The following is a 21,412-nucleotide window of genomic DNA, read 5'->3' on the forward strand; positions in this document are numbered from 1 at the left end:
TCAACAAACAATCCTCGGGCTTGACCCGAGGATCCAGGCCGAAGCGCTCAGTGTGAAAGAAATACGTTTCTGATCAATGACTTGTGCAGTATGGATGCTCGGGTCAAGCCCGAGCATGACGCCTGTGGGGGCGAAGGTCAGAAGCTCCGCGATTGCGGCTTGGCCAGCAACAATAAGCCGGCCTCCCGAGAGGCCGGCTTATTGTTATGTGAAGTTCGTCCGAACTCAGCACGGCAAGGCGGCAGAGACTACTTCTTCAGTATCTCGACGCCCGGCAGAACCTTGCCTTCCATCCATTCCAGGAACGCGCCGCCGGCGGTCGAGACGTAGCTGAAGTCACCCTTGACGCCGGCATGGTTGAGGGCGGAGACGGTGTCGCCGCCGCCGGCAACCGAGGTCAGTTTGCCCGCTCTGGTGCGCTCGGCCGCGAATTTCGCCGCGGCGACGGTGGCGGCGTCGAAGGGCTCGATCTCGAACGCGCCGAGCGGGCCGTTCCAGACCAGGGTTTCGGCCTTCTCGATCCATTCATTGATGGTCATGACGGATTGCGGGCCGACATCGAGCATCATCTTGTCGGCCGGGATCGCGTCGATCGCGACGGTTTCGTTTTCGGCATTGGCCTTGAACTCGCCGGCGACCACCCCGTCTACCGGCAGCACGATCGCGCAGCCGGACTTTTCGGCTTTTGCCATGATGGTCCGGGCGGTATCGGCAAGGTCGTGCTCGCACAGCGACTTGCCGACATCGATGCCCTTGGCCGCGACGAAGGTATTGGCCATGCCGCCGCCGATCACCAGCGCATCGACCTTGTCGATCAGGTTTTCCAGCAGGTCGATCTTGGTGGACACCTTGGCGCCGCCGACGATCGCCACGACCGGGTGCTTCGGATTGCCGAGGCCGCTTTCCAGCGCCTCGAGCTCGGCCTGCATGGTGCGGCCGGCATAGGCCGGCATGTGGTGGCCCAGCCCCTCGGTAGAGGCATGGGCGCGGTGGGCGGCGGAGAAGGCGTCGTTGACATAGACATCGCCGTTTGCGGCAAGGGCTGCCACGAAATCGGGGTCGTTCTTTTCCTCGCCCTTGTGGAAGCGGGTGTTTTCGAGGAGCAGGATATCGCCGGCGGTCATTGCCGCGATCGCCTTTTCGGCGGGTTCGCCGACGCAGTCATCGGCAAATGCTACGGCGTGGTCGAGCACTTCCTCAACGGCGTGGACAATGGGTTTCAGCGACATTTCCGGCACGACCTGGCCCTTGGGGCGGCCGAAATGGGCCATCAGGATAACCTTCGCGCCCTTGCCGGAAAGCTCGGTGATCGTCGGCGCGACGCGTTCGATCCGGGTTGTGTCGGTCACCCGGCCGTCGCTGAAAGGCACGTTCAGATCGACGCGCACAAGGACGCGCTTGCCGTTGATGTCGGGCAGATCGTCGAGGGTCTTGAAGGCGGGCATGGGTCGTCCTCTTGCGTGTTGCGGCGCCCCGGGGAAGGGCGCGGGTCTGGCTGCGGCGCGTCTCGACATCTACTGAAGAGCGGCCACTGAAATCAACGAATGGAGTCCTATTCAAAAACCGCCCGCTCGGCAATGTCGCAGCGATGAAAAGCCTATCGCCGCACCCTGCGGCGCAGACGGCCGAAGAACCGGCTCAGGGAGCGGAGAGGGCCTTCAGGGCGTTCGCTTGCACCATCGCGCCAGACCCCGATCGAGGTGATGTTGTGCTCGGCATCGGCATCGCGCACGATCAGCGCCAGCGGGCCGAGATGCAGCCGGTCGGCGATGATCGGCTTGCCGCCGAGTTCCTGTTTCATGTAGTCGGCAAGCCGCATATCCTCGATCCCCGCCGGTATCGCGACCGTCGGGTCGATCGCGCGCAGCTCCTTTACAGGGCGGTCGGGCAACAGCACCTGGGTGCCGAGCAGCGGCTCCTCTCCCGCGTTCGCAGCAAGCGCCGGATCGGCGAAAAGCTGGTCGAGCAGGTAGGACATGCCCGGGATGACGAACAAATAGAGATAATCGCCGGCCTTCAGGTTTCCGGCATAGAAGTAGCGCATCGAAAGTCCGTCGCGCACCACCAGCGAGGGGATGGCCCAGCGCGGTATCGACGCGCCGTCGAGCACCGGCGCGCCCTCGGCAAGGCGGTAGACCAGCAATTCGTGCTTGGCATTTTCGTGGAGGTCTATGTCGACGATCTCCAGCGCCCCGGTTGCCCGCGGCTGAACCAGTTTCAGGAGCCGGGCGAGCGGGGCGAGCGTCCAGCCCTGCAGGATCAGCGATACCAGCACCATGACGAAGACGATGTTGAAGATGCGTCCGGCATTTTCCAAGCCGTAAAGGCTCGGCAGGATGGCGAGCAGGATCGAGGCCGCTCCGCGCAGGCCGATCCAGGCGATGAAATTGGTCTCGCGCGGCCGGTAGTTGAATTTCCACAGGCAGAGCCAGACGGCAATCGGGCGGGCGACGAAGACCAGAAATAGCGCCAGCGCGAAGGCCGGAAGAAAGATTTCGGGAAAGTTCCGGGGCGTCGCCAGCAGGCCGAGCAGCAGGAACATGATGATTTGCGCCAGCCAGGTCATGCCCTCCTGAAACCGCCGGATGGAGCCGACATAGCGGACATGGCGGTTGCCGGCGATCAGACCTGCGACATAGACCGCCATGAAGCCGCTGCCGCCGGCCGCTCCCGTGGCCGAGAAAATCAGGAGCGCCGCCGTCAGCACCAGGATCGGCGCGAGGCCGCGATTGAGGCTGAACCTGTTGGCGATCAGCACGGTCAACCCGCCGCCGATCACGCCGAACAGCAGGCCGAAGCCGATCTCCTGCACGAAATGGAGCAGCATCGGCAGGATTTCCTGAACGCCGGTTTCATTCATCGAGAGAATGGAAACCAGCGTCATGGTCAGGAAAATCGCCATCGGGTCATTGATGCCGGATTCGACTTCCAGCGTGGCGCTCACCCGGTCCATCACCCTTATGCCACCGATGCGCATCAGGAAGAACACCGCCGCCGCATCCGTCGAGGCGACGATCGCGCCAAGCAGAAAGCCCTCGAGCAGGGTAAAGCCGAGGATCACGGCGGCCGCCACCGCCACCAGCCCGGCCGTCGCCACCACGCCCGCCGTTGCAAGCAATAGCGCGGGCGCCGCACTCGTCTTGAAGGTCTTGAACGACGTGCCGAAGCCGGAATCGAACAGGATCACGGCCAGCGCCAGCGAGCCGACATAGAAGGTCAGCGCGTCATTGTCGAATTCGATCCCGAAGCCATCGGTCCCCGCCAGCAGTCCCACGCCGAGAAACAAGAGCAGCAGGGGCGCGCCGAAACGGAAGGCGAGCGCGCTGGAAAGCGCGGCAAGAAGGACGAGGCCGGAAAACACCAGCACCGCTAGATAAAACGTCGTCAAATTGTGTCCTTCCGGCAGAGCGGCGCGAGGGCGTGGAAACGAGGTTTGGCAAAACCTGCTTTTTTCAACAAAATAGGCTATTTGCGGCATTTTTTAAAGCGTTGCCGCTATTGTCGCCGTTTGACGCCCGCGCGCGGCAGAAACAATCCACCCGCAGCTTGTCGGGGCAAGCGGAGGGCGTTGTTTTCGGACTGAAGCGGCCGCGACGCGGAAACTTTTGCCGGCATCATTATTGCCACGCCCGGTGCTTGTGGTAACCAAGAGGCCAAGATGATATCCGGCGCAATGGCGGCTTCCCGTCCAATCCGTGCTCGCTTCGCCCTGAAGGAGGATTTTCGTGAATTCCAGTCTGACTGAAGCCCAGGCCGAACCGCTTCCGGGCCGGTGGGTGGCGCTGGCCGTGCTGCTTTGCGCCGTGTTCATGAACATGCTCGACGTCACCATCGTCAATGTCGCGCTGCCCTCGATCCAGAAGGGTCTCGGGGCGTCCAATTCCGATATCGAATGGGTGGTCGCGGGCTATGTGCTGGTGTTTGCCTTGGCGCTGCTGCCGTTCGGCAGGCTCGGCGATATCGTCGGCAAGAAGCGGATGTTCATGATCGGCGTGTTCAGCTTCACCATAGGCTCGGCGCTTTGCGGATTGTCTCATAATATCGAGCTTTTGGTTGCATCGCGCCTGTTCCAGGGCTTCTCGGCCGCGATGATGACGCCGCAGGTGCTGGCGCTGGCACAGGTGATGTTTCCTCCGCACGAACGCGCGCGGGCCTTTTCGTTCTTCGGCATGATGGCGGGGATTGCGACCGTCAGCGGCCCGATCATCGGCGGGCTGCTGATTGACCATGATGTTTTCGGCCTCGGCTGGCGCGCGATTTTCCTGATCAACCTGCCGATCGGCGTGTTTGCCGTTCTGGCCGGGTGGAAGCTCGTCCCCCATACGGAAAGCCATCCCGGCGGGCGCAATGACTATGCGGGCATCGCGCTGATTGCGGCGGCAATGTTCATGCTGATCTTTCCTCTGGTTGAGGGTCGCAATTTCGGCTGGCCGGCATGGTGCTTCGCGATGATGGCGGCCGCCATTCCGGTGCTGGCGGCGTTCGTGTTGTGGGAGCGTCGCCAGAACCGCCGCAACCGGCCGCAGCTTCTGGCCTTCGCGCTGATCGCGAACCGCAATTTCATGGTCGGCAGCGTGATGGCGCTGGTGTTCTTCTCCACCATGCCGGGCTTCTTCCTCTGCCTTGCGATTTTCCTGCAGGTCGGGTTCGATTTCGACCCGTTGAAGTCGGGGCTCACCACGGTGCCGTTTTCGGTTGGCGTGTTCCTCGCTTCGGTTGCCAATGGCCGCTTCGGCAGCGTGGCGCTGAAATTCAGGATGATCTGCGGGCTGGCGCTGCTGTTCGTCGGCATTTTCTGGCTGCGCTCCTATGTGCTGACCATTACCGATACGATTTCGCACTGGGATGTGCTCGGTCCGCTGCTGACGGCGGGGCTGGGGCTCGGCATGTCGATCGCCTCGATCTTCCAACTCGTGCTGGCAGGCGTGCCGGCCCGCGAGGCGGGCTCGGCCTCCGGCGCGCTGCAGGCCGTCCAGCAGCTCGGCGGCGCGTTTGGCATCGCGATCATCAGCGGGATTTTCTTTTCCAGACTGGCGAGCCTGCTTCCGGCCGGCAGCGACCAGCACCCGGCCTATGTCCAGGCCTTTGCCGGCGCGGTCGTCTTCAATCTGGTCGCCTATGTGATCGTGGCCGTGCTGGCGACGATGCTGCCGGCCCACAAGGCCGCAGGCGGGCCGGGCAAGGCCGAGCCGCATATCGCCTGATGTCGCCCTGTCGTAGGGCGAAGCCTACCGGTTCGCCCGGCTTGTTCAGGGCACCAGCAGCGTGCCCGCGCCGCCCTTGGTGAGGATTTCGAGCAGAACCGAGTGCTTGACCTTGCCGTTCAAAATGACCACGCCTTCGACGCCAGCCTCGATCGCCTCGATGCAGGTTTCGACCTTGGGAATCATGCCGCCCGAAACCGTGCCGTCGAGGATCAGGTTGCGGGCCTCGGCAACCGACAATTCCTTGATCAGCTCGCCATTTTTGTCCAGCACGCCCGGGACATCGGTGAGGAACAGCAGGCGCGTGGCGCGCAGCGCGCCGGCAATCGCGCCGGCAAAGGTGTCGGCATTGATGTTGTAGGTCTCGCCGGCGCGGCCCGGGGCCACCGGCGCGATCACCGGGATCATCTCGGATTTCGCCAGAAGGTCGAGAAGGGTGGTGTCCACGGTCACGACCTCGCCGACAAAGCCGAGATCGAGCACGCGCTCGATGTTGGAATCGGGGTCGATCACCGTCTTCTTGGCCTTTTCGGCAAACACCATGTTGCCGTCCTTGCCGCAGAGCCCGATTGCCCATTCGCCGGTCTGGTTGATCAGGGCGACGATCTCCTTGTTGATCGAGCCCGCCAGCACCATCTCGACGATCTCGACGGTCGCCTGATCGGTAACCCGCAGACCGCCTTCGAACTTCGATTCAATGCCCATCCGCTTCAGCATGCCGCCGATCTGCGGCCCCCCGCCGTGAACCACAATCGGGTTCACGCCCGACTGCTTCAGCAGCGCGATATCGCTGGCGAAGGCCTGGCCAAGCTCGCTATCGCCCATGGCGTGGCCGCCATATTTCACGACGATCGTCTTGTTCTCGTATTTCTGCATATAGGGCAGGGCCTGGACCAGGAGCCGCGCCTGCTGTTCGCTTTCCGACAGTGACATGAAGTTTCCCGCTGCAATTTGCTCAGCGGCCTTTTAGCGCAAACTCGCGGTCTGGGAAACTCCTGTCCGGCGTTAACCGAAAGATGAGCTTGCGCCGGCAAACTTGATGTTTATCATCTGGGAGCGCGCATGAGGGAGGAACGGAACGCAATGGCAGGGCAGGGCTTTCATGGCGGGTGAAGACCTCGGCGTTCTGATCTCCCGGATTTCGATGCGCGATCGAAGCGCGTTCGAACTGCTTTATGAGCAGGCGAGTCCGAAACTTTTTGCGATCTGTCTTCGTATACTGGGCGAACGCGGCGAGGCGGAGGACGCCTTGCAGGATATCTTCGTGCGGATATGGCAGCGCGCCGGCACGTTCTCGACCGATGGACGCTCGCCGATGGGTTGGCTCGCCACCGTCGCCCGAAACCACGCAATCGACCGGCTCCGGCAGAAAAAGCCCGCGACGCGCGACATCGATGATGTCTACGATCTCGCCGACGGCGCCAGAACGCCGGAAGAAGACGCCCACCTGAAAAGCGAGGGCCGCAGGATTGACCACTGCATGCAGCGCCTTGAGCCCGATTGGGCCTCGGCCGTGAAGGATGCCTATGTGCAGGGGTTGAGCTATAACGAACTGGCGGAGCAGTACAAGGTTCCGCTCAATACAATGCGAACCCGGCTGCGGCGCAGCCTGATCAAACTGAAAGAGTGCCTGGAAGCATGACGACGCCGGAAGACACATCAGGCGACAAGCCCTACGACAGCGTCGTTGCCGGCGAATATGTGCTGGGCACGCTGTCGCGGGATGCGCGGCAGACCGCCGAGGCGCGCATGCGTTCCGACCCGGCCTTCGCCGCGCTGGTGCATGACTGGCAGGCCAGACTCGAGCCGCTCGACGAGGAATATGGCGAGGTGACCCCGCCGGCCTATATGCGCGGCGCCATCGAAACCCGGCTGTTCGGCACGGGCAAGGAGAAACAGGGGTTCATTGGCCGCGCCTGGGATTCCGTTGCGCTTTGGCGCGGCGTGGCGGCGGTGGCCATCATCTTTGCCGTCGCCTTTCTTGCAAGCGAGCGCTTCCTGTCCGAGGCCCAGCCGACCCTGCTTGCCGAACTCAGCGGGCCGGACAATGCCGTCAACCTCGTGGCGCGCTACAATGCGCGCAACGGCATCGTGACCTTCACGCCGGTTGCAGCCGGCGCGGCGGATGAGCGTTCGCTGGAGCTCTGGCTGATCGCGGGCGATGATGCGCCGCTGTCGCTCGGCGTATTGCCGCAGACCGGCGAGGGCGAAATCGCGGTGCCGCGCACTGTCGCCGGCCGCATTGATGCCGGCGCTTCCTTTGCGGTCACAATCGAGCCGTTTGGCGGCTCGCCGTCGGGTGCGCCGACCGGGCCGGTGATTGCCGCCGGCGAGCTGAGATCGCTCTGAGTTTCAAGAAAATATCATTATAAAACATATACGTAAAAGAAAATCGAAGAAAACTGAAACTTCTCTGTCCGGGCTTTCGTCCTTTGTTTCATAGCCAGCCATGAGGACTGGCGGAACACGAAAAGTTTGAGGAGAAATTCATGTTTGCACTTCTGAAGAAAACCGCCATCGCCGCCGCTCTTGTTTCGGGCACCGCGATTGCGGCCTTCGCCGCCAATCCGATGGTCGGCGGCGCCGAGATGTATCCGGACAAGAATATCGTCGAAAACGCCATGAATTCCGCCGACCACACCACGCTGGTCGCCGCCGTGAAGGCCGCTGGCCTTGTCGAAACGCTTCAGGGCGATGGTCCCTTCACCGTCTTCGCGCCGACCAATGAAGCCTTCGCGGCGTTGCCGGATGGCACGGTCGACACGCTTCTGATGCCGGAAAACAAGGACGCTCTGGCCAAGATTCTGACCTGCCATGTCGTCGCCGCGGATGCGATGTCGTCCGCGATCGAGAAGATGATCGCCGATGATGGCGGCGAGCATGACGTGCCGACCGTGGGCGGTTGCGTGCTGAAGGCGAAGGAAATGAACGGCACCATCACGCTGACCGATGAAAACGGCGGCGTGGCCGAGGTGACGATCGCCGATGTCGAGCAGTCGAATGGCGTCATCCATGTCATCGACAAGGTTCTGCTGCCTGCCGGCTGAGGCCTCGCGGCCGGAAGCCAGCTCCAGTTTCCGGCCGGTCAAGGAACCTCAATGACTGGCTGAACAGGGGCGGCAGCCCCGGGGAGGGACGGCTCGCGCCGTCCCTCTTCCTCCCCCGGGTGGATTCATCATCCTGGTCTCGGACGACGCAGTTTCCTTCGGAATACCTGTTTTCCGCCGCGAATACGACACGCAAAAGGGGAATAGTCTGCCGAAGCAACTCAGAGATGAGAAGGTTCGAGCTGACAGCGTCAGGAGCGAGCTTCGCTCTGAACTGCTCGATACCGACCGGATACATGACGAGAAGACCCGGCGGAAAACACCAACCCCGGTGTCAACTGACCGCCCTTCGGGGCGGTCTTTTTGTACGGTCACATGTTGATCGTATCGATGATCGCCTGGCGCAACGCATCGAGCCCGTCATGTTTTTCCGATGAGGTCGCGAGAATGACCGGGTAGGCGGCGGGGCGCTTGCGGATTTTTTCTGCGGTGGCAGCCAGAAGTTTGGCGACAGCCGGCGGCTTGATCTTGTCGCTCTTGGTCAGCACGATCTGATAGGAGACGGCGGCCTTGTCGAGCAGATCCAGCACGTCCTCGTCATTCTTCTTGATGCCGTGGCGGGCATCGATCAGCACATAGACCCGCTTCAGCGTGGCGCGGCCGCGCAGATAGTCGAACACCAGCTTGGTCCACTGCTCCACCTGCGCCTTGGGGGCCTGGGCGTAGCCGTAGCCGGGCATGTCCACCAGCGCCATTGGCGGCAGGTCCTCGCCTTCGCCGGAATAGCCGTCGGGAACGAAATAGTTGAGTTCCTGGGTGCGGCCCGGCGTGTTGGAGGTGCGCGCCAGCCCCTTCTGGGTCAAAAGCGCATTGATCAGCGAGGACTTGCCGACATTGGATCGGCCCGCAAACGCCACTTCTGCCGGACCTTCCGGCGGCAGGAACTTCATCGAGGGCACGCCGCGGATAAAAATCCACGGGCGGGCGAAAAGCGCTGCATCCTGGGCGATCTGCTGGGTCATATCCCGATCCTTACCATGAAGAAAACGCCCGGCAAGGGTGCCGAGCGTGTTTTCCTTGAGGCGTTTGCCGCCATTTGAGCCTCTCCAAGTGGAGAGAGCTGGCCAGACCTATTCCGAAGCCGGTTTCTTCTTGCGGAACACGCCCTTCAGATTGTCGAACAGTTCGATCTTGACGCCGTGGCGCTTCATGATGATCGACTGCTGCAGGATCGAAAGCGTGTTGTTCCATGCATAGTAGATCACCAGGCCTGCCGGGAACTGCGCCAGCATGTAGGTGAACACGACCGGCATCCAGTTGAAGATCATCGCCTGGGTCTTGTCCGGCGGCGTCGGGTTCATGCGCATCTGGATCCACATGGTGATGCCCATGATGATCGGCCATGCGCCGATCATCAGAATGGACGGCACGGACCAGGGCAAAAGACCGAACAGGTTGAACAGGCTGGTCGGATCGGGCGCGGAAAGATCCTGGATCCAGCCGAAGAACGGCGCGTGGCGCATTTCGATGGTGACGTAGAGCACCTTGTAGAGCGCGAAGAAGATCGGGATCTGGACCAGCATCGGCCAGCAGCCGGCGACCGGATTGATCTTCTCCTTCTTGTAGAGCTCCATCATCGCCTTCTGAAGGCCCATGCGGTCGTCGCCATACTGCTCCTTCAACTCGGTCATCTTCGGCTGCATGCGCTTCATGTTGGCCATGGAGGCGTACTGCTTGGAGGCGAGCGGGAAGAAGATCAGCTTGATGATGACGGTGGTGATCAGGATCGCGACACCGAAATTGCCGACCTGATGGTAGATGAAGTCCATGAGCTGGAACAGCGGCTTTGTGATGAACCACAGCCAGCCCCAGTCGATCATCCGGTCGAAAAGCCGGATATTGTAGTTGTCTTCGTAGGCCGTCAGCGTGTTGGTTTCCTTGGCGCCGGCAAACACCATGGTCTTCAGGTCGGCCGATTGGCCAGGGGCAATCGTCAGCGCGGCGTTGTCGGAATAATCCGCCTGATAGCGCGCGCGGCCATCGGTGAAATGCGAGAAGCGGGCATCGTAGTTGACGTTGGCCTGCGGAATGACGGCGGTGCCCCAGTATTTGTCGGTCACGCCGAACCAGCCGCCGGTCGCGCCGTCGAAGCTCTGGTTTTCCTTGTCGACCGACTTGTAGGTCTCCAGAGTCACGCCGGCATCATCACCGAACACGCCGAGAAAGCCTTCGTGCAGAACCCATGCGGACGGCTCGTCGGGCAGGCTGAAACGGGTGATGCGGCCATAGGGCGTCACAGAGGCCTGTTTTTCGGAATTGTTGGTGACCTTGTCGTCGACGGTGATCATGTATTTGTCGTCGATCGAGAAGGTCCGTGTGAACTTGATGCCGGCATCATTGGTGTAGGAAATCACCACCGGGGTCGACGGCGTCAGCTCGGAGCCCTTTTCCAGCGTCCAGACCGTCTGCGGACCCGGAACCGTTCCGGAATTGTCGCCCTGTACGAAACCGAGTTCGGCGAAATAGCCGTTCTCTGTGTCGGCCGGCGAGAACAGCGTCACGATCGGGCTCGTGGGATCAACCGAAACATGGTAATCCTTGAGCTTGATATCGTCGATCCGGGCGCCGGCGAGATTGATCGAGCCTTCGAGTGAGGGCGTCTCGATCTTGACGCGCGGCGCGGATGCCTGCTGCGCGCCGGACTGGGAAAATACCGCATCGCCGTTTGCCCCGGCCTGGCCGGAGACGGCGGGCGTCGTGGTCGCGCCGTCTGGCGTGACGGTCTGTTCCTGCGTCTGCTGCTGCAGGGCGGCCTGTTCCTGGGCCTGGCGCTGCGCCTCCATGCGCGGACCCATGAAAAAGAACTGCCAGGCGAGGACGATCAGGACCGTCAGGCCGATCGCGATCATAGAATTGCGGTTATTTTCCATCTTTAGTTCCTGGTGCGGAAGCCTTTCGGCTCCGTCGGATTTGAGGCGGGTTCGAGATCCGCGATTCCAGCGTATCGACAAGCCGCGCAAATGGCGCATCCAGCACCTCGCTGCGGCCCACGATGACATAATCGCAACCGGGCTGCATTGCAAACGCTGCCTTCAGGCGAACCGCCTCTTTCAGGCGGCGGCGAATGCGGTTGCGCTCCACGGCATTGCCCTGCCGTTTTGTCACAGTAAAACCGACGCGAGGCCCCGATTGGGGTTCGCGTCGGTCGAGAACTTCAAGCAGAAAAAGGGGGCCCTTGCGCCGCTCGCCCTTTTGTACGGCGAGAAACTGTGGACGGGTCTTCAACCGTCCGACTTCGGCCTTTTGATCGGGCCCGGACATAAGGGCGAAACGCCCTTACGCCGAAAGACGCTTGCGGCCGCGGGCGCGGCGGGCGTTGAGGACCTTGCGGCCGCCCTTGGTTGCCATGCGCGAGCGAAAGCCGTGGCGGCGTTTGCGAACGAGTTTGGAAGGCTGGTAGGTACGCTTGGTAGACATTTGTTTTAATACCGCGGTGTGCGGCCCTTCTTGAAAACCGGACGAAACCGGTTAAGCGTGTGGTTGATGTCGTTCGCTCCGCAAAAATATATGGGTGCAGAGCCGAAACTGCGCGGCTTATAAGGGAAAGCGCCGCGAATTGTCAATCGCGCGGCTGAGAAGTCGCAGCTAGCCCGGCCCGGTTTTGCATTTGCGACGTTCGGGCATAGTATGGTGTCAGGTTGAATCGGAGAAAGCGGATGCGGTCTGAAAACCGCCCTCGGGGCACGGAAAGTGCATCTCCACGCGTCAGCGCCGACGGCGTCGCGATGCCGCGTTTTCTCTCCGGCCTGTCCGGACGCATCCTGATGCTGACGGTCGCCATCATCATGTTTGCCGAAATCGTGTTCTTCGTGCCGGCGGTCGCCACCATGCGCCTGCGCTGGCTTGACGACCGGCTGAACACCGCCGCCGCCGCGGTCACCGTCATCGACGGGCTTCAGCCGCTGTCGCTTCCGCGCGCGCTTCAGGACGAGACGCTGATGGCGACGGGCACCAAGGCGATCGTGCTGAGGAAGGACGGCATGTCGCAATTGCTGGCGGTGACCGACATGCCGCCCGAAATCAGCCGCAGCTACGATCTGACCGATGTCGGCCCGGTAGAGGCGGTGGTCGATGCCTTTGACGAGCTTCTGTTCGGCGGCGATCGGGCGATCCGCATTCTCGGCAATATCGGCGACAGCGACGCGATCATCGAACTGGTGATCTCCGACGATGAATTGCGTCACGCGCTGCTGATCTATGCGCGCAATATTTTCGCGCTCAGCATTCTGCTGTCCTCCGTCACCGCGATGCTGATCTTCTTCCGGCTGAATTCAATGCTGGTGCGCCCGCTCAGGCGCCAGATCGCCAATATGCAGGCGTTTTCCGAACATCCCGAACTGCCGGAGAGCGTGTTCCGCCCGAGCGCGGAACCCGATGAACTGGGCATTGCCGGCCGTCATCTTGCCACCATGCAGAGCGAATTGCAGAAAACCCTGCGCCAGCAGAAGCGGCTTGCCGAACTCGGTCTGGCCGTGTCCAAGATCAACCACGACATGCGCAATATCCTGTCCGCCGCCCAACTGATGTCGGACCGCATTGCCGGGATCGATGATCCGGTGGTCAAGCGGGTCGCGCCGAAGTTGCTGCGCGCGATCGACCGGGCAGCGCTCTATTCGCGTTCCGTGTTGAGCTATGGCCAGGTCTCCGAGGCGGAGCCGAAGCGCCGGATGATAGACGTTCAGTCGCTGGTCAACGACGTTCATGACTATCTCGAACTCTCCGCCGATCCGTCGATCGAGTGGATCAACCGCGTGCCGGAAGGGCTGAAGATCGACGCCGACCCCGAGCAGTTGTTCCGGGTGATCTTCAACCTCTGTCGCAACAGCGTCGAGGCGCTCGGCCAGCAGGCCAAGGCCGAATCGGTCAACTGTCTGACGATCTCCGCCCAGCGCCATGGCAGCGTTGTGTCGCTGACGATCGACGATACCGGGCCCGGCATGCCGCAGAAGGCGCGCGAGAATCTGTTCGCCGCCTTTCGCGGCTCGGCCCGCAGCGGCGGGACGGGGCTTGGGCTTGCCATCGCCCGCGAACTGGTGCTCGCCCATGGCGGCACGATCGGACTTGTGGAAAAGGCAGGCCAGGGTACGCTGTTTCGCATCGAAATTCCCGACCGCCCGGTGATGCTGGAAAGCTGGCGAGAGGAGAGCGAAGCCGGCAGCTAAGGGCCCTCGCGCCCGCCGCCTGCTTTGATGTTTCAGGAAAATGACAACAATTTTCGGAAATCCGCTTGCATTCCAAATCGCAAGGTTCTAGAAGCCGTTTCGCACGCCGCAGACAGACGCGGCGACCGCAAAAGGCAAGCGCTCGTAGCTCAGCTGGATAGAGCACCAGACTACGAATCTGGGGGTCGGGAGTTCGAATCTTCCCGAGCGCGCCATTTCTTCCCCAAGACATGTTTGGAAGGTCTTCTCGCCTCCCGAGACCGGCCGACATCTTGCTGCTTTCCGTACGCTTCAGCGCGTTTGACGCTATTCCTCCGCCCACTCCGGCAGCGGAAACACCATGTCATAGGCCCAGTTGAAGGCGAGCGCGTAGACCATGTAGAACAGCGCGAAGGATATATCCATCACCAGCGCCTGCCACAGCGATATGCCGAGATACCAGGCGATGAAGGGCATCAGCACGATCAGCAGGCCGGTCTCGAACAGGACCGCATGGACCACGCGTGACGGAATCGCCTTTTCGGTGGTGGCGAACAGGCGCTGCATGATGTGGTCGAAGATATAGTTGTAGACCATGTTCCAGAGGGCGGCGAGCGTGGCGCTTGCAACGCCCACCACGCCGATGTCGTGCATGGGCATGCCGAAGGCGAATGCGCCGAGCGGAACGATCAGAAGCAGGCCGATAATCTCGAAGCTGAGCGCATGGCGAAGGCGATCGAGAGGGGAGCGCATGGGCAACCTCAAATGAGATGCCGGGTCGTCCCGACTGTTGTCCACTTTGGGGAGGTCGTCCTCACAGCGACGGAGGTAGCGCTCACCATGCCCCGTTTCAAGTGCCGGCACAGTGAAGTGAAAAAAAGACTGCTCCGCGCATTCTGGAAAGAACGAGACCCGCGGGACGCGCCGGTCATGGCAGCGTGTTATCCTGGTTCACGACACGATTGCGGCCGCCCCGCTTGGCGACATAGAGACGCGTGTCGGCGTTCTTGAACAGGGCGTTCCAGCTTTCGGATGGTTCGCGCGTCGCGACGCCGAAGCTCGCGGTGACGCCAGTTGCGCCATCCGGCAGGCCGTAGTGATGCGCCTCGACGGCGGCCCTCAGGCGTTCGGCGAACTGCAGCGCGGCCTCGACGTCGGTATCCGGCATCAGGATCGCGAATTCCTCGCCGCCCAGCCGCCCGATGATGTCGTGCTTGCGGGCATTCTGGCGCAGGACCGCACCCACCTCCCTGAGGACGGCATCGCCCTGATCGTGGCCATAAAGATCATTTATGCTCTTGAAGTGATCGATGTCGCAGAGAACGAGGGAAACCGGATTGTCGATAACCGGCAATTCCAGGTCGATCCGGTCGCCGAAACCGCGCCTGTTCAACACCCCGGTCAGCGCGTCATAGTCACGTTCGCGCCGCAGATCGTGCAGGATATCGGAAAAGGCAGCAAACAGCAGCGTAAGCGCCAGCGCCGCAGCGAGGAGACCGACGGAGAAGAGCATGGCCTGCCAGAACATCGAGTTTGCGAAGGCGGCCACGCCGGGAGCGATCCAACTGCCGATGGTCAGCAGGGTTCTCGGAAAGAAGTGAAGGGCGAAAAGCAACAGAACCCAGAATAGAACGCGATCAACGGGACGTGGCGCCGGACGCTTCGCAAGGGGAACCGTTGCCGAAACCATGATCAGGCCATAGCCGAAATGCTGTACGTAGATACGGGCGGTCAGATTCCGATCAACATAGAAAAAATACCAGAGCAACGCCATTATGACCGCGAATACGGCCAGGCAGAGCCACCAGTTGAATGGCTTGTCTGCGCGCAGGAGTATGCCCTGCACGGTCAGCAAGACCGCAAGCGTGTAGAGTGCGCCGGAAACAAGGGCATTTGCTCCAACGCCCGGAGGCCAGCCGAGAATTTGCGAGAGCGAGCCCAGCGTGAACAGCAGGCACGATAGCGCTAGCACCGGCAAATAGAGCAGCCGCCTTTCGATCAGCCAGAACACCGCAAAGGCGAGACTGAATGTCAGAACGATGCCAGGACCCGTCAAGGAAAGGATTGTTCGCGCTACCACAGTTTCCATCGGACATCAGGCTTCTGAAATAAACAGCTGGTGGAAATCAACATCGGAGAAGGTTGCGATCAATCTCTCCGGACTGCAGTTGACCGCACGTATAGATTGTTTCCGGAGAAAAAGTAAGCTTTTAGTTTCAACATATTTCATTGTCGGCACGTTTTGAGCGCAGGCGGCAAGAAATATCAACGCCAATTAGAGCAATTCTGATTGAAATGGAAGCAGTTATGTATGTCTAGCCCTACCTTTACATGCGGGTAGGCCCACTTGACGTGGTAATTGCTATGCGGGGATCTCTAAAACGCGGTAGCTGGTTCGGCTTACAGCCGGTGACTTTCATGATTTCAGGATCGCGGAATGCCTGTGAATCAGCCGCCACAATCGGCTGCGGGCATATTCCAAGCTCATGTAGAGGGAAGTAACGCCGTGTAGAGGGCAGGTCTCAATAAAACGACCCGTCGCGGATGTGCGCGACGGGTCGTTTTGTAAGAAATCGATTTTTTGCAGAGAGGTCAGCCGTATTCCGCCATATCGGCCGCCACCGCGGCCTGCATCTCGTCCAGCACATCGGGGAGCGCGCTCAAAACGCGGTTCCAGCGCGGCATCAGCGGCGTTGCGTCCGGGGTTTCGAGGAAGGCGTTGCCGGCTTCCGTCAGGTTGGTCGCAAACAGCTCGACCGCCTGTTCTTCCTTGTGCCGGTCGGTGGAAAGCCCGTTCATGCGGGCGTCGTTGTGGTAGGTCTCGACCAGATCGAGCGCGGTGCGGAAATAGGCCGCCTTCACGGTTCTCAGCGTCTCCTGCGAGAAGGTGACGCCGTCGGTCGCAAGCTTGCGGAACACGGTCTTGCAGATGTCCGTGGACATGCGCGACAGCCCCTGCTGGGCATCCTCCGGCGAGAGCGGCTGATGCTTGTGATCATAGGCGTCGGAAATATCGACCTGGCAGATGGCATTGTTGGAATAGTTGCGCCACAGTTCCGACAGCACGCCGATCTCGAGGCCCCAATCCCACGGAATGCGGATATCAGGCAGGATATGGGTGCGCATCGCGAATTCGCCGGCGAGCGGATAGCGGAACCCCTTCAGGTAATCGAGATAGGGCTGATGGCCGATGGTCTTTTCCAGCGCCAGCAGAAGCGGCGTCACCAGAAGCCGGGTCACGCGGCCGTTGAGCGAGCCGTCAGCGATGCGCGGGTAATAGCCCTTGGCGAACACATAGGGAAAGGCGGGGTTGGTAACCGGATAGACCAGGCGCGCCAGCATCTCGCGGGAATAGGTCACGATGTCGCAATCATGCAGCGCCACGACGGAGGAGTTGCGCGCGCCGAGAACATAGCCGATGCAATACCAGACGTTGCGGCCCTTGCCGGGTTCAGCAGGCGCCAGCGCCGCTTGGCCGAGCCGGTTGTGGACGGCCTGCATGCGCGGGCCATCGTTCCACAGCACCGCGTGATGCTGGGGCAGGCGGCTGAAATATTTCAGCGCATAGCGATACTGTTCCTCGTCGGCGCGGTCGAGGCCGATGACGATGTTGGAGATATAGGGCACTTCGGTCAGGTGATTGACGATGTTGTCCAGCGCCTCGGCCTCGAGCTCGGAAAACAGCGAGGGCAGGATCAGCGTGATCGGTCGGGTCGCCGAAAAGCTCGACAGCTCGCGCTCCACGCGATGGAGCGAGCGTTCGCGCAGGTTGTGAAGCGTCGCGACGACGCCGTTTTGATGAAAGTCAGCCATGGCGACGCTCCTGATTTTTCTGCTTGCGGCAGCGCAGGAAAATGGCTGCCGATTGGAATATGTATCAGAGCGGGCGGCTTTCAACGCTGAAAGGCCGCTCGATCGTCATCGTTTTGCGGCAGTTCCGCGCAGGACGGGTAGGTGCGTCCGCGTGCGAACCGCTCATGTATTTACCAACTATATTATGCCAATAATTGCAATATCATGTCATTCCAGCCGTAAGGGCCCGCCCGCTCGGAGCGGGCGATGAAGCCTTCGCGCTCGCGATCCGAAACCGGCATTTCGGCATGGGCGGGATTGGCGATGATGAAGCCCTGGTCGGCGGCCTCCAGCATGGCCGCGTCATTGGGCGCATCGCCCAGTGCCACGGTGAAAACCGGCTCATTCGAGGTTTCGGCATAGTGGTGGGCGATCTTCGCCATGGCCTCGGCCTTCGAGGTTTTCGGCATCAGCGTGAAGAACCGGCCGCCCTGGACCGCCTGAAATCCTTGGGCATCGAGGACCGCTGCAAAGGCCGCGCGCTCGGCCTCGCTGCCGGACCAGAGACCGGGTTCGGAAAAACGGCGCTTGCGGGCAAGCCGGGCGCTTTCAAGCGGCATGCCGGTCTTTTCGGCAACCTCGGCATCGCTCCAGTCGCCGAAACCCTGATAGCGCCGCCGCAAATCCGGGTCCATGGATGACAACACCGCGCGTAGCCTGTCATAGACGCCGTCTTCATCGGCTCCGCCATCCGGCAGGTTGACGATGCCCGCGCCGTTTTCCACGATCATCGGGTGATCTATGCCGATCGCGCTAGCGATCGGTCGCATCTCGGCCTCGGTCTTGGAGCTTGCGAGAACGAGCGGGATGCCCCGCGCCTTCAAGAGGTCCAGCGCCGGTCGGGCCGGCTCGAAGGAATAGGTCTCGTGGTCGAGCAGTGTTCCATCGAGGTCGGTGAAGACGATGTGCATCGGATGACCTTTATGCGTCTCAGCGTCTGGCAAGAAACTGCCGCGCCGCGTAAAGCGATATCGCCGAGGCATTGGAAACATTCAGCGATTTGATCTCGCCGGGCATGTCGAGCCTTGCCAGCGTGGTCACCGTTTCGCGGGTCTTCTGGCGCAGGCCCTTGCCTTCCGCGCCGAGCACCAGCGCGATCTTGTCGCCGCGAAGGCTCTCTTCCAGCACGGCGGGCCCCTCCGAATCGAGCCCGACCGTCGTGAAGCCCATAGCGTGGAGTTCATCCAGCGCCTTGGCCAGATTGGTGATCTGGATATAGGGAATATATTCCAGCGCGCCGGAGGCGGATTTGGCGAGCACGCCCGATTCGGCCGGGCTGTGGCGCATGGTGGTGATCACCGCGCCGGCGGCAAACGCGACGGCGGAGCGCAGGATCGCGCCGACATTGTGCGGATCCGTGACCTGATCGAGCACCAGCAGCAGCGGGCTGTCCTGCAGCGCATCCAGCTTGCGCACCGGCAGCGTGCGCGCCTTCAGCATCACGCCCTGATGGATCGCGTCCTCGCCGAGAATGTCATCGATCTCCTTCGGGCGCACGACTTCCACGGGCAGGTCCGCCGGCAGCTCCAGCCCGTCGGTCAGGCGGGCAAGCGCGTTCTGGGTGATCTTGAGCGCGATCAGCGTGCGCTCCGGGTTTTCGATTGCCGCGCGCACGGTGTGCAGCCCATAGAGCAGCACCTCGTCGTCCGCTACCGGCAGCGGGCCGGCCGGTCCGCGCTTGCCCTGTCGGGCCGGGGCAGGGGGCAGATCGCCGCGCGCGCGCTTGTTGTCGCGGTGGGCGCGTCGGAGCTTGGCGTAATGGCTGTCTTTGGCGGAGCTGTCGCGGTCATGTTTCTTGTTCATGGTTTTTTTATAGAGTGGCGGGCCGCTTCCGGCTAGACTGTTGGTGCTGGTTTTGCACTGCGGCGCGCCTGCATTGCGGGCCAGATGATTTTTCGACGGATTTTCTGAAGCGCCGTGTTGACAGAGCGTCATCAGCCGGTCATATACGCGGCGCAGATCGAAGCGGGCCGGCGTGCCGGCGCGGTATCGATCGGCGGCATGGCCGCCATCCAGGCTGGTACTGGAGGAGTGCGTGAGTGGTTAAAACGGACGGACTGTAAATCCGTTGACTTAGTCTACGTTGGTTCGAATCCAACCTCCTCCACCACCGGACCTGGGACCTGATCCGAGCGGAGCGAGGACCGGCGGATCATGCAGGCAAGTTGCAGGTTGGAACGCCGATCCGAGTGTATCGAACCGAAACGCTCTTCTTAAGTTCCGCGGGTATAGCTCAATGGTAGAGCAGCAGCCTTCCAAGCTGAATACGCGGGTTCGATTCCCGCTACCCGCTCCAATCCATCTCAATCCCATATCGCAAGCATATTCTCTCGGCGCCCTGGCGGTGGCGGCGATTATGTTGCGCCATGCCATTGCACTCCTTGATGAAATCTCGTAAAGGTTGCGTTCCGTTGTGGCGCGTTTTTCGAGGTTGCATGATGGGGGTATGAACCGGGCAGGCGAGGAGCGAAAGCGTCTGCGGGGATTGACTTGAACCGCCGTTTCTTTTGAATAGACCGGAGTTCAACCTGTTCCAGGTTTATGCCGACCGATTGGAGTGGACCGACTGCGCCGTCGCCGCTCCTGCAGTCCCTGACGCATAAAGGTTTCGGTCGTCGCGGTTGCAGCAGCGTGATGAATTTGATGGGGTTCTCCGGCCGGTGGATATCATGCAGTCATTGATCGTGACGGGTGGGCTGGCGATCCTGGCAGCCAGTTTTGTCCTGGCCTGGTTTACCGGCGGCAGGCCGCGTTATCTGATGCTGTTCGCGCTGGCGCTGTTGCTGGTGGACGTCGCCTTCATAGGCATGTTTCTCCGTCCTTTGCTGCCGGACGATATCGCTCTTCCCTTCAGCAACATGGCTTTCATCGCCACGCAGATCATTTTCGGGGAATCCCTGCTGCAGCGGCGGGGTAAGTCCTTCGGCCGCACATTTATCATCACCGCGTTCGTCCTCCTCAGCGCAGTCTATGTCACGCTCTATTTCACCTCCACGATTGAAATCCGCACCGCCGGCATCAATGTCGGCCTGATCGTTGTCTTCGCCGTCACGCTCAAGCATATCTGGATCCGTCGCGACGACACCATTCACGACAAGCTGATCTTCTGGACCTTCATCACCCTTGGCCTGATGCACAGCATTCGCACGGCCGGTGTGTTCTTCAATCAGGACATCGCCAATCCGCAGTCGGTCTTCTGGGGCTTCCTGCAGCTCTATATCCTGCTTCTGGCGATGATTCTGACGCTTGAGATACTGGCCTCCCATTTCTTGGAACGACTTGAGACGGCAAATACGCTGCGGGATCGCGATCATCTCACCGGCGTGCTGAACCGCGCCGGTTTCGAGCGCGCGGTGGGCGCGATCTATGCCGGGCGCACGCGGGTGATGGTGAGCCTGGTGCTGATCGACATCGACGAGTTCAAGGCAATCAATGACGCGCTCGGCCATCCGGTGGGCGATGCGGTGCTCCGGCGCGTCGGCGCGGTGCTGATCGATCAGTCGCGCGCCGACGACATTGTCGGGCGCATTGGCGGCGACGAGTTCGCGATCCTTGCCGTCGACCTCGGGGCGGAAGGGGCGGGGGCCCTCGGCGAGCGCATACGCCGGCGGCTCGACGAAGATGCCGCTTCCGGTCAGGACCGGCAGCTTGCCGCCCGCTGCAGCGTGGGCGCTGCGACCATCAACATCGAACGCGGCTACGAGACCCTCTACGCCGCCGCCGATGCCGCGCTTTACGAGGCCAAAAGGCTCGGGCGCAACCGTGTGGTGAGCGGTTCATCCATTGTCGGCGAGGACCGGGTGGCCGGCAACGCGGATGTGGTGTCTTTCCCCTCCGATCGGCGGCGCACAGACACGTAATATCGCCGCGCCGCATGGCTGGTTGCTGCGCTGCAACCGGCGGTCCGTGTTTGTGACGGGCCGGTTCCGTCAAGCGCGCCATGGCGTCGGGCGCGCTTTCGGACACTCTCCAGATTTTGTCTTGCTTATTGCTTCCGAAAGCCTTAAACGGCGGCACTAAACCGGTTCGCCGGGGCATCCGTGTTACCAGTTACAGGAAGCATTCACATGGCAAAAGCAAAGTTTGAGCGGAGCAAGCCGCACGTAAA

18 protein-coding genes and 3 tRNA genes are annotated in these 21,412 nt (G+C 61.4%); 9 read left to right on the forward strand and 12 right to left on the reverse strand.

Going from position 1 to position 21,412, the window contains the following annotated elements:
• Positions 1 to 248: 248 nt before the first annotated feature.
• On the reverse strand, positions 249 to 1,445 hold the full coding sequence (locus tag K7H91_RS24600; RefSeq protein WP_230722810.1) for a phosphoglycerate kinase: 1,197 nt from the start codon (positions 1,443 to 1,445) through the stop codon (positions 249 to 251).
• Positions 1,446 to 1,597: 152 nt separating this feature from the next.
• Positions 1,598 to 3,388 carry a potassium/proton antiporter gene (locus K7H91_RS24605; protein ID WP_230722811.1) on the reverse strand — a complete coding sequence of 597 codons (1,791 nt, stop codon included), beginning with the start codon at positions 3,386 to 3,388 and terminating at the stop codon, positions 1,598 to 1,600.
• Between the two features lie 337 nt (positions 3,389 to 3,725).
• On the opposite strand from K7H91_RS24605, the gene K7H91_RS24610 reads away from it, so the two are divergent.
• Positions 3,726 to 5,204, forward strand: coding sequence for an MFS transporter (locus K7H91_RS24610; protein ID WP_230722812.1), 1,479 nt, complete (start codon positions 3,726 to 3,728; stop codon positions 5,202 to 5,204).
• A 45-nt stretch (positions 5,205 to 5,249) separates the two neighbouring features.
• Here K7H91_RS24610 and argB read toward each other — a convergent pair whose 3' ends face one another.
• Positions 5,250 to 6,137: an acetylglutamate kinase gene (gene argB, locus K7H91_RS24615; protein ID WP_018063723.1), complete on the reverse strand. Its 888-nt coding sequence runs from the start codon at positions 6,135 to 6,137 to the stop codon at positions 5,250 to 5,252.
• Between the two features lie 169 nt (positions 6,138 to 6,306).
• On the opposite strand from argB, the gene K7H91_RS24620 reads away from it, so the two are divergent.
• From K7H91_RS24620 to K7H91_RS24630, 3 genes are all read left to right on the forward strand, one after another.
• Positions 6,307 to 6,846, forward strand: coding sequence for a sigma-70 family RNA polymerase sigma factor (locus K7H91_RS24620; protein ID WP_230722813.1), 540 nt, complete (start codon positions 6,307 to 6,309; stop codon positions 6,844 to 6,846).
• Positions 6,843 to 7,553 carry an anti-sigma factor gene (locus K7H91_RS24625; RefSeq protein WP_230722814.1) on the forward strand — a complete coding sequence of 237 codons (711 nt, stop codon included), beginning with the start codon at positions 6,843 to 6,845 and terminating at the stop codon, positions 7,551 to 7,553. Before K7H91_RS24620 ends, K7H91_RS24625 begins: the two co-directional genes overlap by 4 nt.
• A gap of 140 nt (positions 7,554 to 7,693) precedes the next feature.
• Positions 7,694 to 8,251 carry a fasciclin domain-containing protein gene (locus K7H91_RS24630; protein ID WP_230722815.1) on the forward strand — a complete coding sequence of 186 codons (558 nt, stop codon included), beginning with the start codon at positions 7,694 to 7,696 and terminating at the stop codon, positions 8,249 to 8,251.
• A 371-nt stretch (positions 8,252 to 8,622) separates the two neighbouring features.
• Here the strand turns inward: K7H91_RS24630 and yihA are convergent, their stop codons facing one another.
• From yihA to rpmH, 4 genes are all read right to left on the reverse strand, one after another.
• A complete protein-coding gene (gene yihA, locus K7H91_RS24635; protein ID WP_230722816.1) occupies positions 8,623 to 9,273 on the reverse strand; it encodes a ribosome biogenesis GTP-binding protein YihA/YsxC in 651 nt (216 codons plus the stop codon).
• Positions 9,274 to 9,381: 108 nt separating this feature from the next.
• On the reverse strand, positions 9,382 to 11,181 hold the full coding sequence (gene yidC, locus K7H91_RS24640; protein WP_230722817.1) for a membrane protein insertase YidC: 1,800 nt from the start codon (positions 11,179 to 11,181) through the stop codon (positions 9,382 to 9,384).
• A complete protein-coding gene (gene rnpA, locus K7H91_RS24645; protein WP_230722818.1) occupies positions 11,171 to 11,572 on the reverse strand; it encodes a ribonuclease P protein component in 402 nt (133 codons plus the stop codon). Before rnpA ends, yidC begins: the two co-directional genes overlap by 11 nt.
• 15 nt (positions 11,573 to 11,587) lie before the next feature.
• Positions 11,588 to 11,728: a 50S ribosomal protein L34 gene (gene rpmH / locus K7H91_RS24650; RefSeq protein ID WP_079920770.1), complete on the reverse strand. Its 141-nt coding sequence runs from the start codon at positions 11,726 to 11,728 to the stop codon at positions 11,588 to 11,590.
• 239 nt (positions 11,729 to 11,967) lie between these two features.
• Between rpmH and K7H91_RS24655 the strand changes: the two genes are divergently transcribed.
• Complete coding sequence (locus K7H91_RS24655; protein ID WP_419197524.1) at positions 11,968 to 13,473, forward strand: ATP-binding protein; 1,506 nt, start codon at positions 11,968 to 11,970, stop codon at positions 13,471 to 13,473.
• A 138-nt stretch (positions 13,474 to 13,611) separates the two neighbouring features.
• Positions 13,612 to 13,688: transfer RNA gene (locus tag K7H91_RS24660), tRNA-Arg, on the forward strand.
• A gap of 91 nt (positions 13,689 to 13,779) precedes the next feature.
• On the opposite strand, the gene K7H91_RS24665 is transcribed toward K7H91_RS24660, so the two are convergent.
• From K7H91_RS24665 to K7H91_RS24685, 5 genes are all read right to left on the reverse strand, one after another.
• Positions 13,780 to 14,205, reverse strand: coding sequence for a PACE efflux transporter (locus tag K7H91_RS24665; protein ID WP_230722819.1), 426 nt, complete (start codon positions 14,203 to 14,205; stop codon positions 13,780 to 13,782).
• A 175-nt stretch (positions 14,206 to 14,380) separates the two neighbouring features.
• A complete protein-coding gene (locus tag K7H91_RS24670) occupies positions 14,381 to 15,508 on the reverse strand; it encodes a GGDEF domain-containing protein (protein WP_230722820.1) in 1,128 nt (375 codons plus the stop codon).
• 536 nt (positions 15,509 to 16,044) lie between these two features.
• Positions 16,045 to 17,265, reverse strand: coding sequence for a glycosyl transferase (locus tag K7H91_RS24675; RefSeq protein ID WP_230722821.1), 1,221 nt, complete (start codon positions 17,263 to 17,265; stop codon positions 16,045 to 16,047).
• A gap of 182 nt (positions 17,266 to 17,447) precedes the next feature.
• Positions 17,448 to 18,215, reverse strand: coding sequence for an HAD-IIB family hydrolase (locus tag K7H91_RS24680; RefSeq protein ID WP_230722822.1), 768 nt, complete (start codon positions 18,213 to 18,215; stop codon positions 17,448 to 17,450).
• A 19-nt stretch (positions 18,216 to 18,234) separates the two neighbouring features.
• Positions 18,235 to 19,107 carry a TrmH family RNA methyltransferase gene (locus K7H91_RS24685; protein ID WP_230722823.1) on the reverse strand — a complete coding sequence of 291 codons (873 nt, stop codon included), beginning with the start codon at positions 19,105 to 19,107 and terminating at the stop codon, positions 18,235 to 18,237.
• Positions 19,108 to 19,329: 222 nt separating this feature from the next.
• Here K7H91_RS24685 and K7H91_RS24690 point away from each other — a divergent pair.
• The 3 genes from K7H91_RS24690 (at position 19,330) to K7H91_RS24700 (ending at position 21,164) form a co-directional block, all read left to right on the forward strand.
• Positions 19,330 to 19,414, forward strand: a tRNA-Tyr gene (locus K7H91_RS24690).
• A gap of 112 nt (positions 19,415 to 19,526) precedes the next feature.
• Positions 19,527 to 19,600, forward strand: a tRNA-Gly gene (locus K7H91_RS24695).
• A 373-nt stretch (positions 19,601 to 19,973) separates the two neighbouring features.
• Complete coding sequence (locus K7H91_RS24700) at positions 19,974 to 21,164, forward strand: GGDEF domain-containing protein (protein ID WP_230722824.1); 1,191 nt, start codon at positions 19,974 to 19,976, stop codon at positions 21,162 to 21,164.
• The last annotated feature ends 248 nt before the right edge of the window (positions 21,165 to 21,412 follow it).

It is taken from the genome of Martelella mediterranea (assembly GCF_021021415.1).
In the GTDB taxonomy this organism is placed as follows: domain Bacteria; phylum Pseudomonadota; class Alphaproteobacteria; order Rhizobiales; family Rhizobiaceae; genus Martelella; species Martelella mediterranea_C.

Coding starts and splice junctions, on each gene's coding strand:
- K7H91_RS24655 (WP_419197524.1), top strand. CDS start 11,968: ATGCGGTCTGAAAACCGCCCTCGGGGCACGGAAAGTGCATCTCCACGC.
- K7H91_RS24600 (WP_230722810.1), bottom strand. CDS start 1,445: ATGCCCGCCTTCAAGACCCTCGACGATCTGCCCGACATCAACGGCAAG.
- argB (WP_018063723.1), bottom strand. CDS start 6,137: ATGTCACTGTCGGAAAGCGAACAGCAGGCGCGGCTCCTGGTCCAGGCC.
- K7H91_RS24680 (WP_230722822.1), bottom strand. CDS start 18,215: ATGCACATCGTCTTCACCGACCTCGATGGAACACTGCTCGACCACGAG.
- K7H91_RS24620 (WP_230722813.1), top strand. CDS start 6,307: ATGGCGGGTGAAGACCTCGGCGTTCTGATCTCCCGGATTTCGATGCGC.
- yidC (WP_230722817.1), bottom strand. CDS start 11,181: ATGGAAAATAACCGCAATTCTATGATCGCGATCGGCCTGACGGTCCTG.
- K7H91_RS24675 (WP_230722821.1), bottom strand. CDS start 17,265: ATGGCTGACTTTCATCAAAACGGCGTCGTCGCGACGCTTCACAACCTG.
- yihA (WP_230722816.1), bottom strand. CDS start 9,273: ATGACCCAGCAGATCGCCCAGGATGCAGCGCTTTTCGCCCGCCCGTGG.
- K7H91_RS24630 (WP_230722815.1), top strand. CDS start 7,694: ATGTTTGCACTTCTGAAGAAAACCGCCATCGCCGCCGCTCTTGTTTCG.
- K7H91_RS24665 (WP_230722819.1), bottom strand. CDS start 14,205: ATGCGCTCCCCTCTCGATCGCCTTCGCCATGCGCTCAGCTTCGAGATT.
- K7H91_RS24685 (WP_230722823.1), bottom strand. CDS start 19,107: ATGAACAAGAAACATGACCGCGACAGCTCCGCCAAAGACAGCCATTAC.
- K7H91_RS24625 (WP_230722814.1), top strand. CDS start 6,843: ATGACGACGCCGGAAGACACATCAGGCGACAAGCCCTACGACAGCGTC.
- K7H91_RS24700 (WP_230722824.1), top strand. CDS start 19,974: ATGCAGTCATTGATCGTGACGGGTGGGCTGGCGATCCTGGCAGCCAGT.
- rnpA (WP_230722818.1), bottom strand. CDS start 11,572: ATGTCCGGGCCCGATCAAAAGGCCGAAGTCGGACGGTTGAAGACCCGT.
- rpmH (WP_079920770.1), bottom strand. CDS start 11,728: ATGTCTACCAAGCGTACCTACCAGCCTTCCAAACTCGTTCGCAAACGC.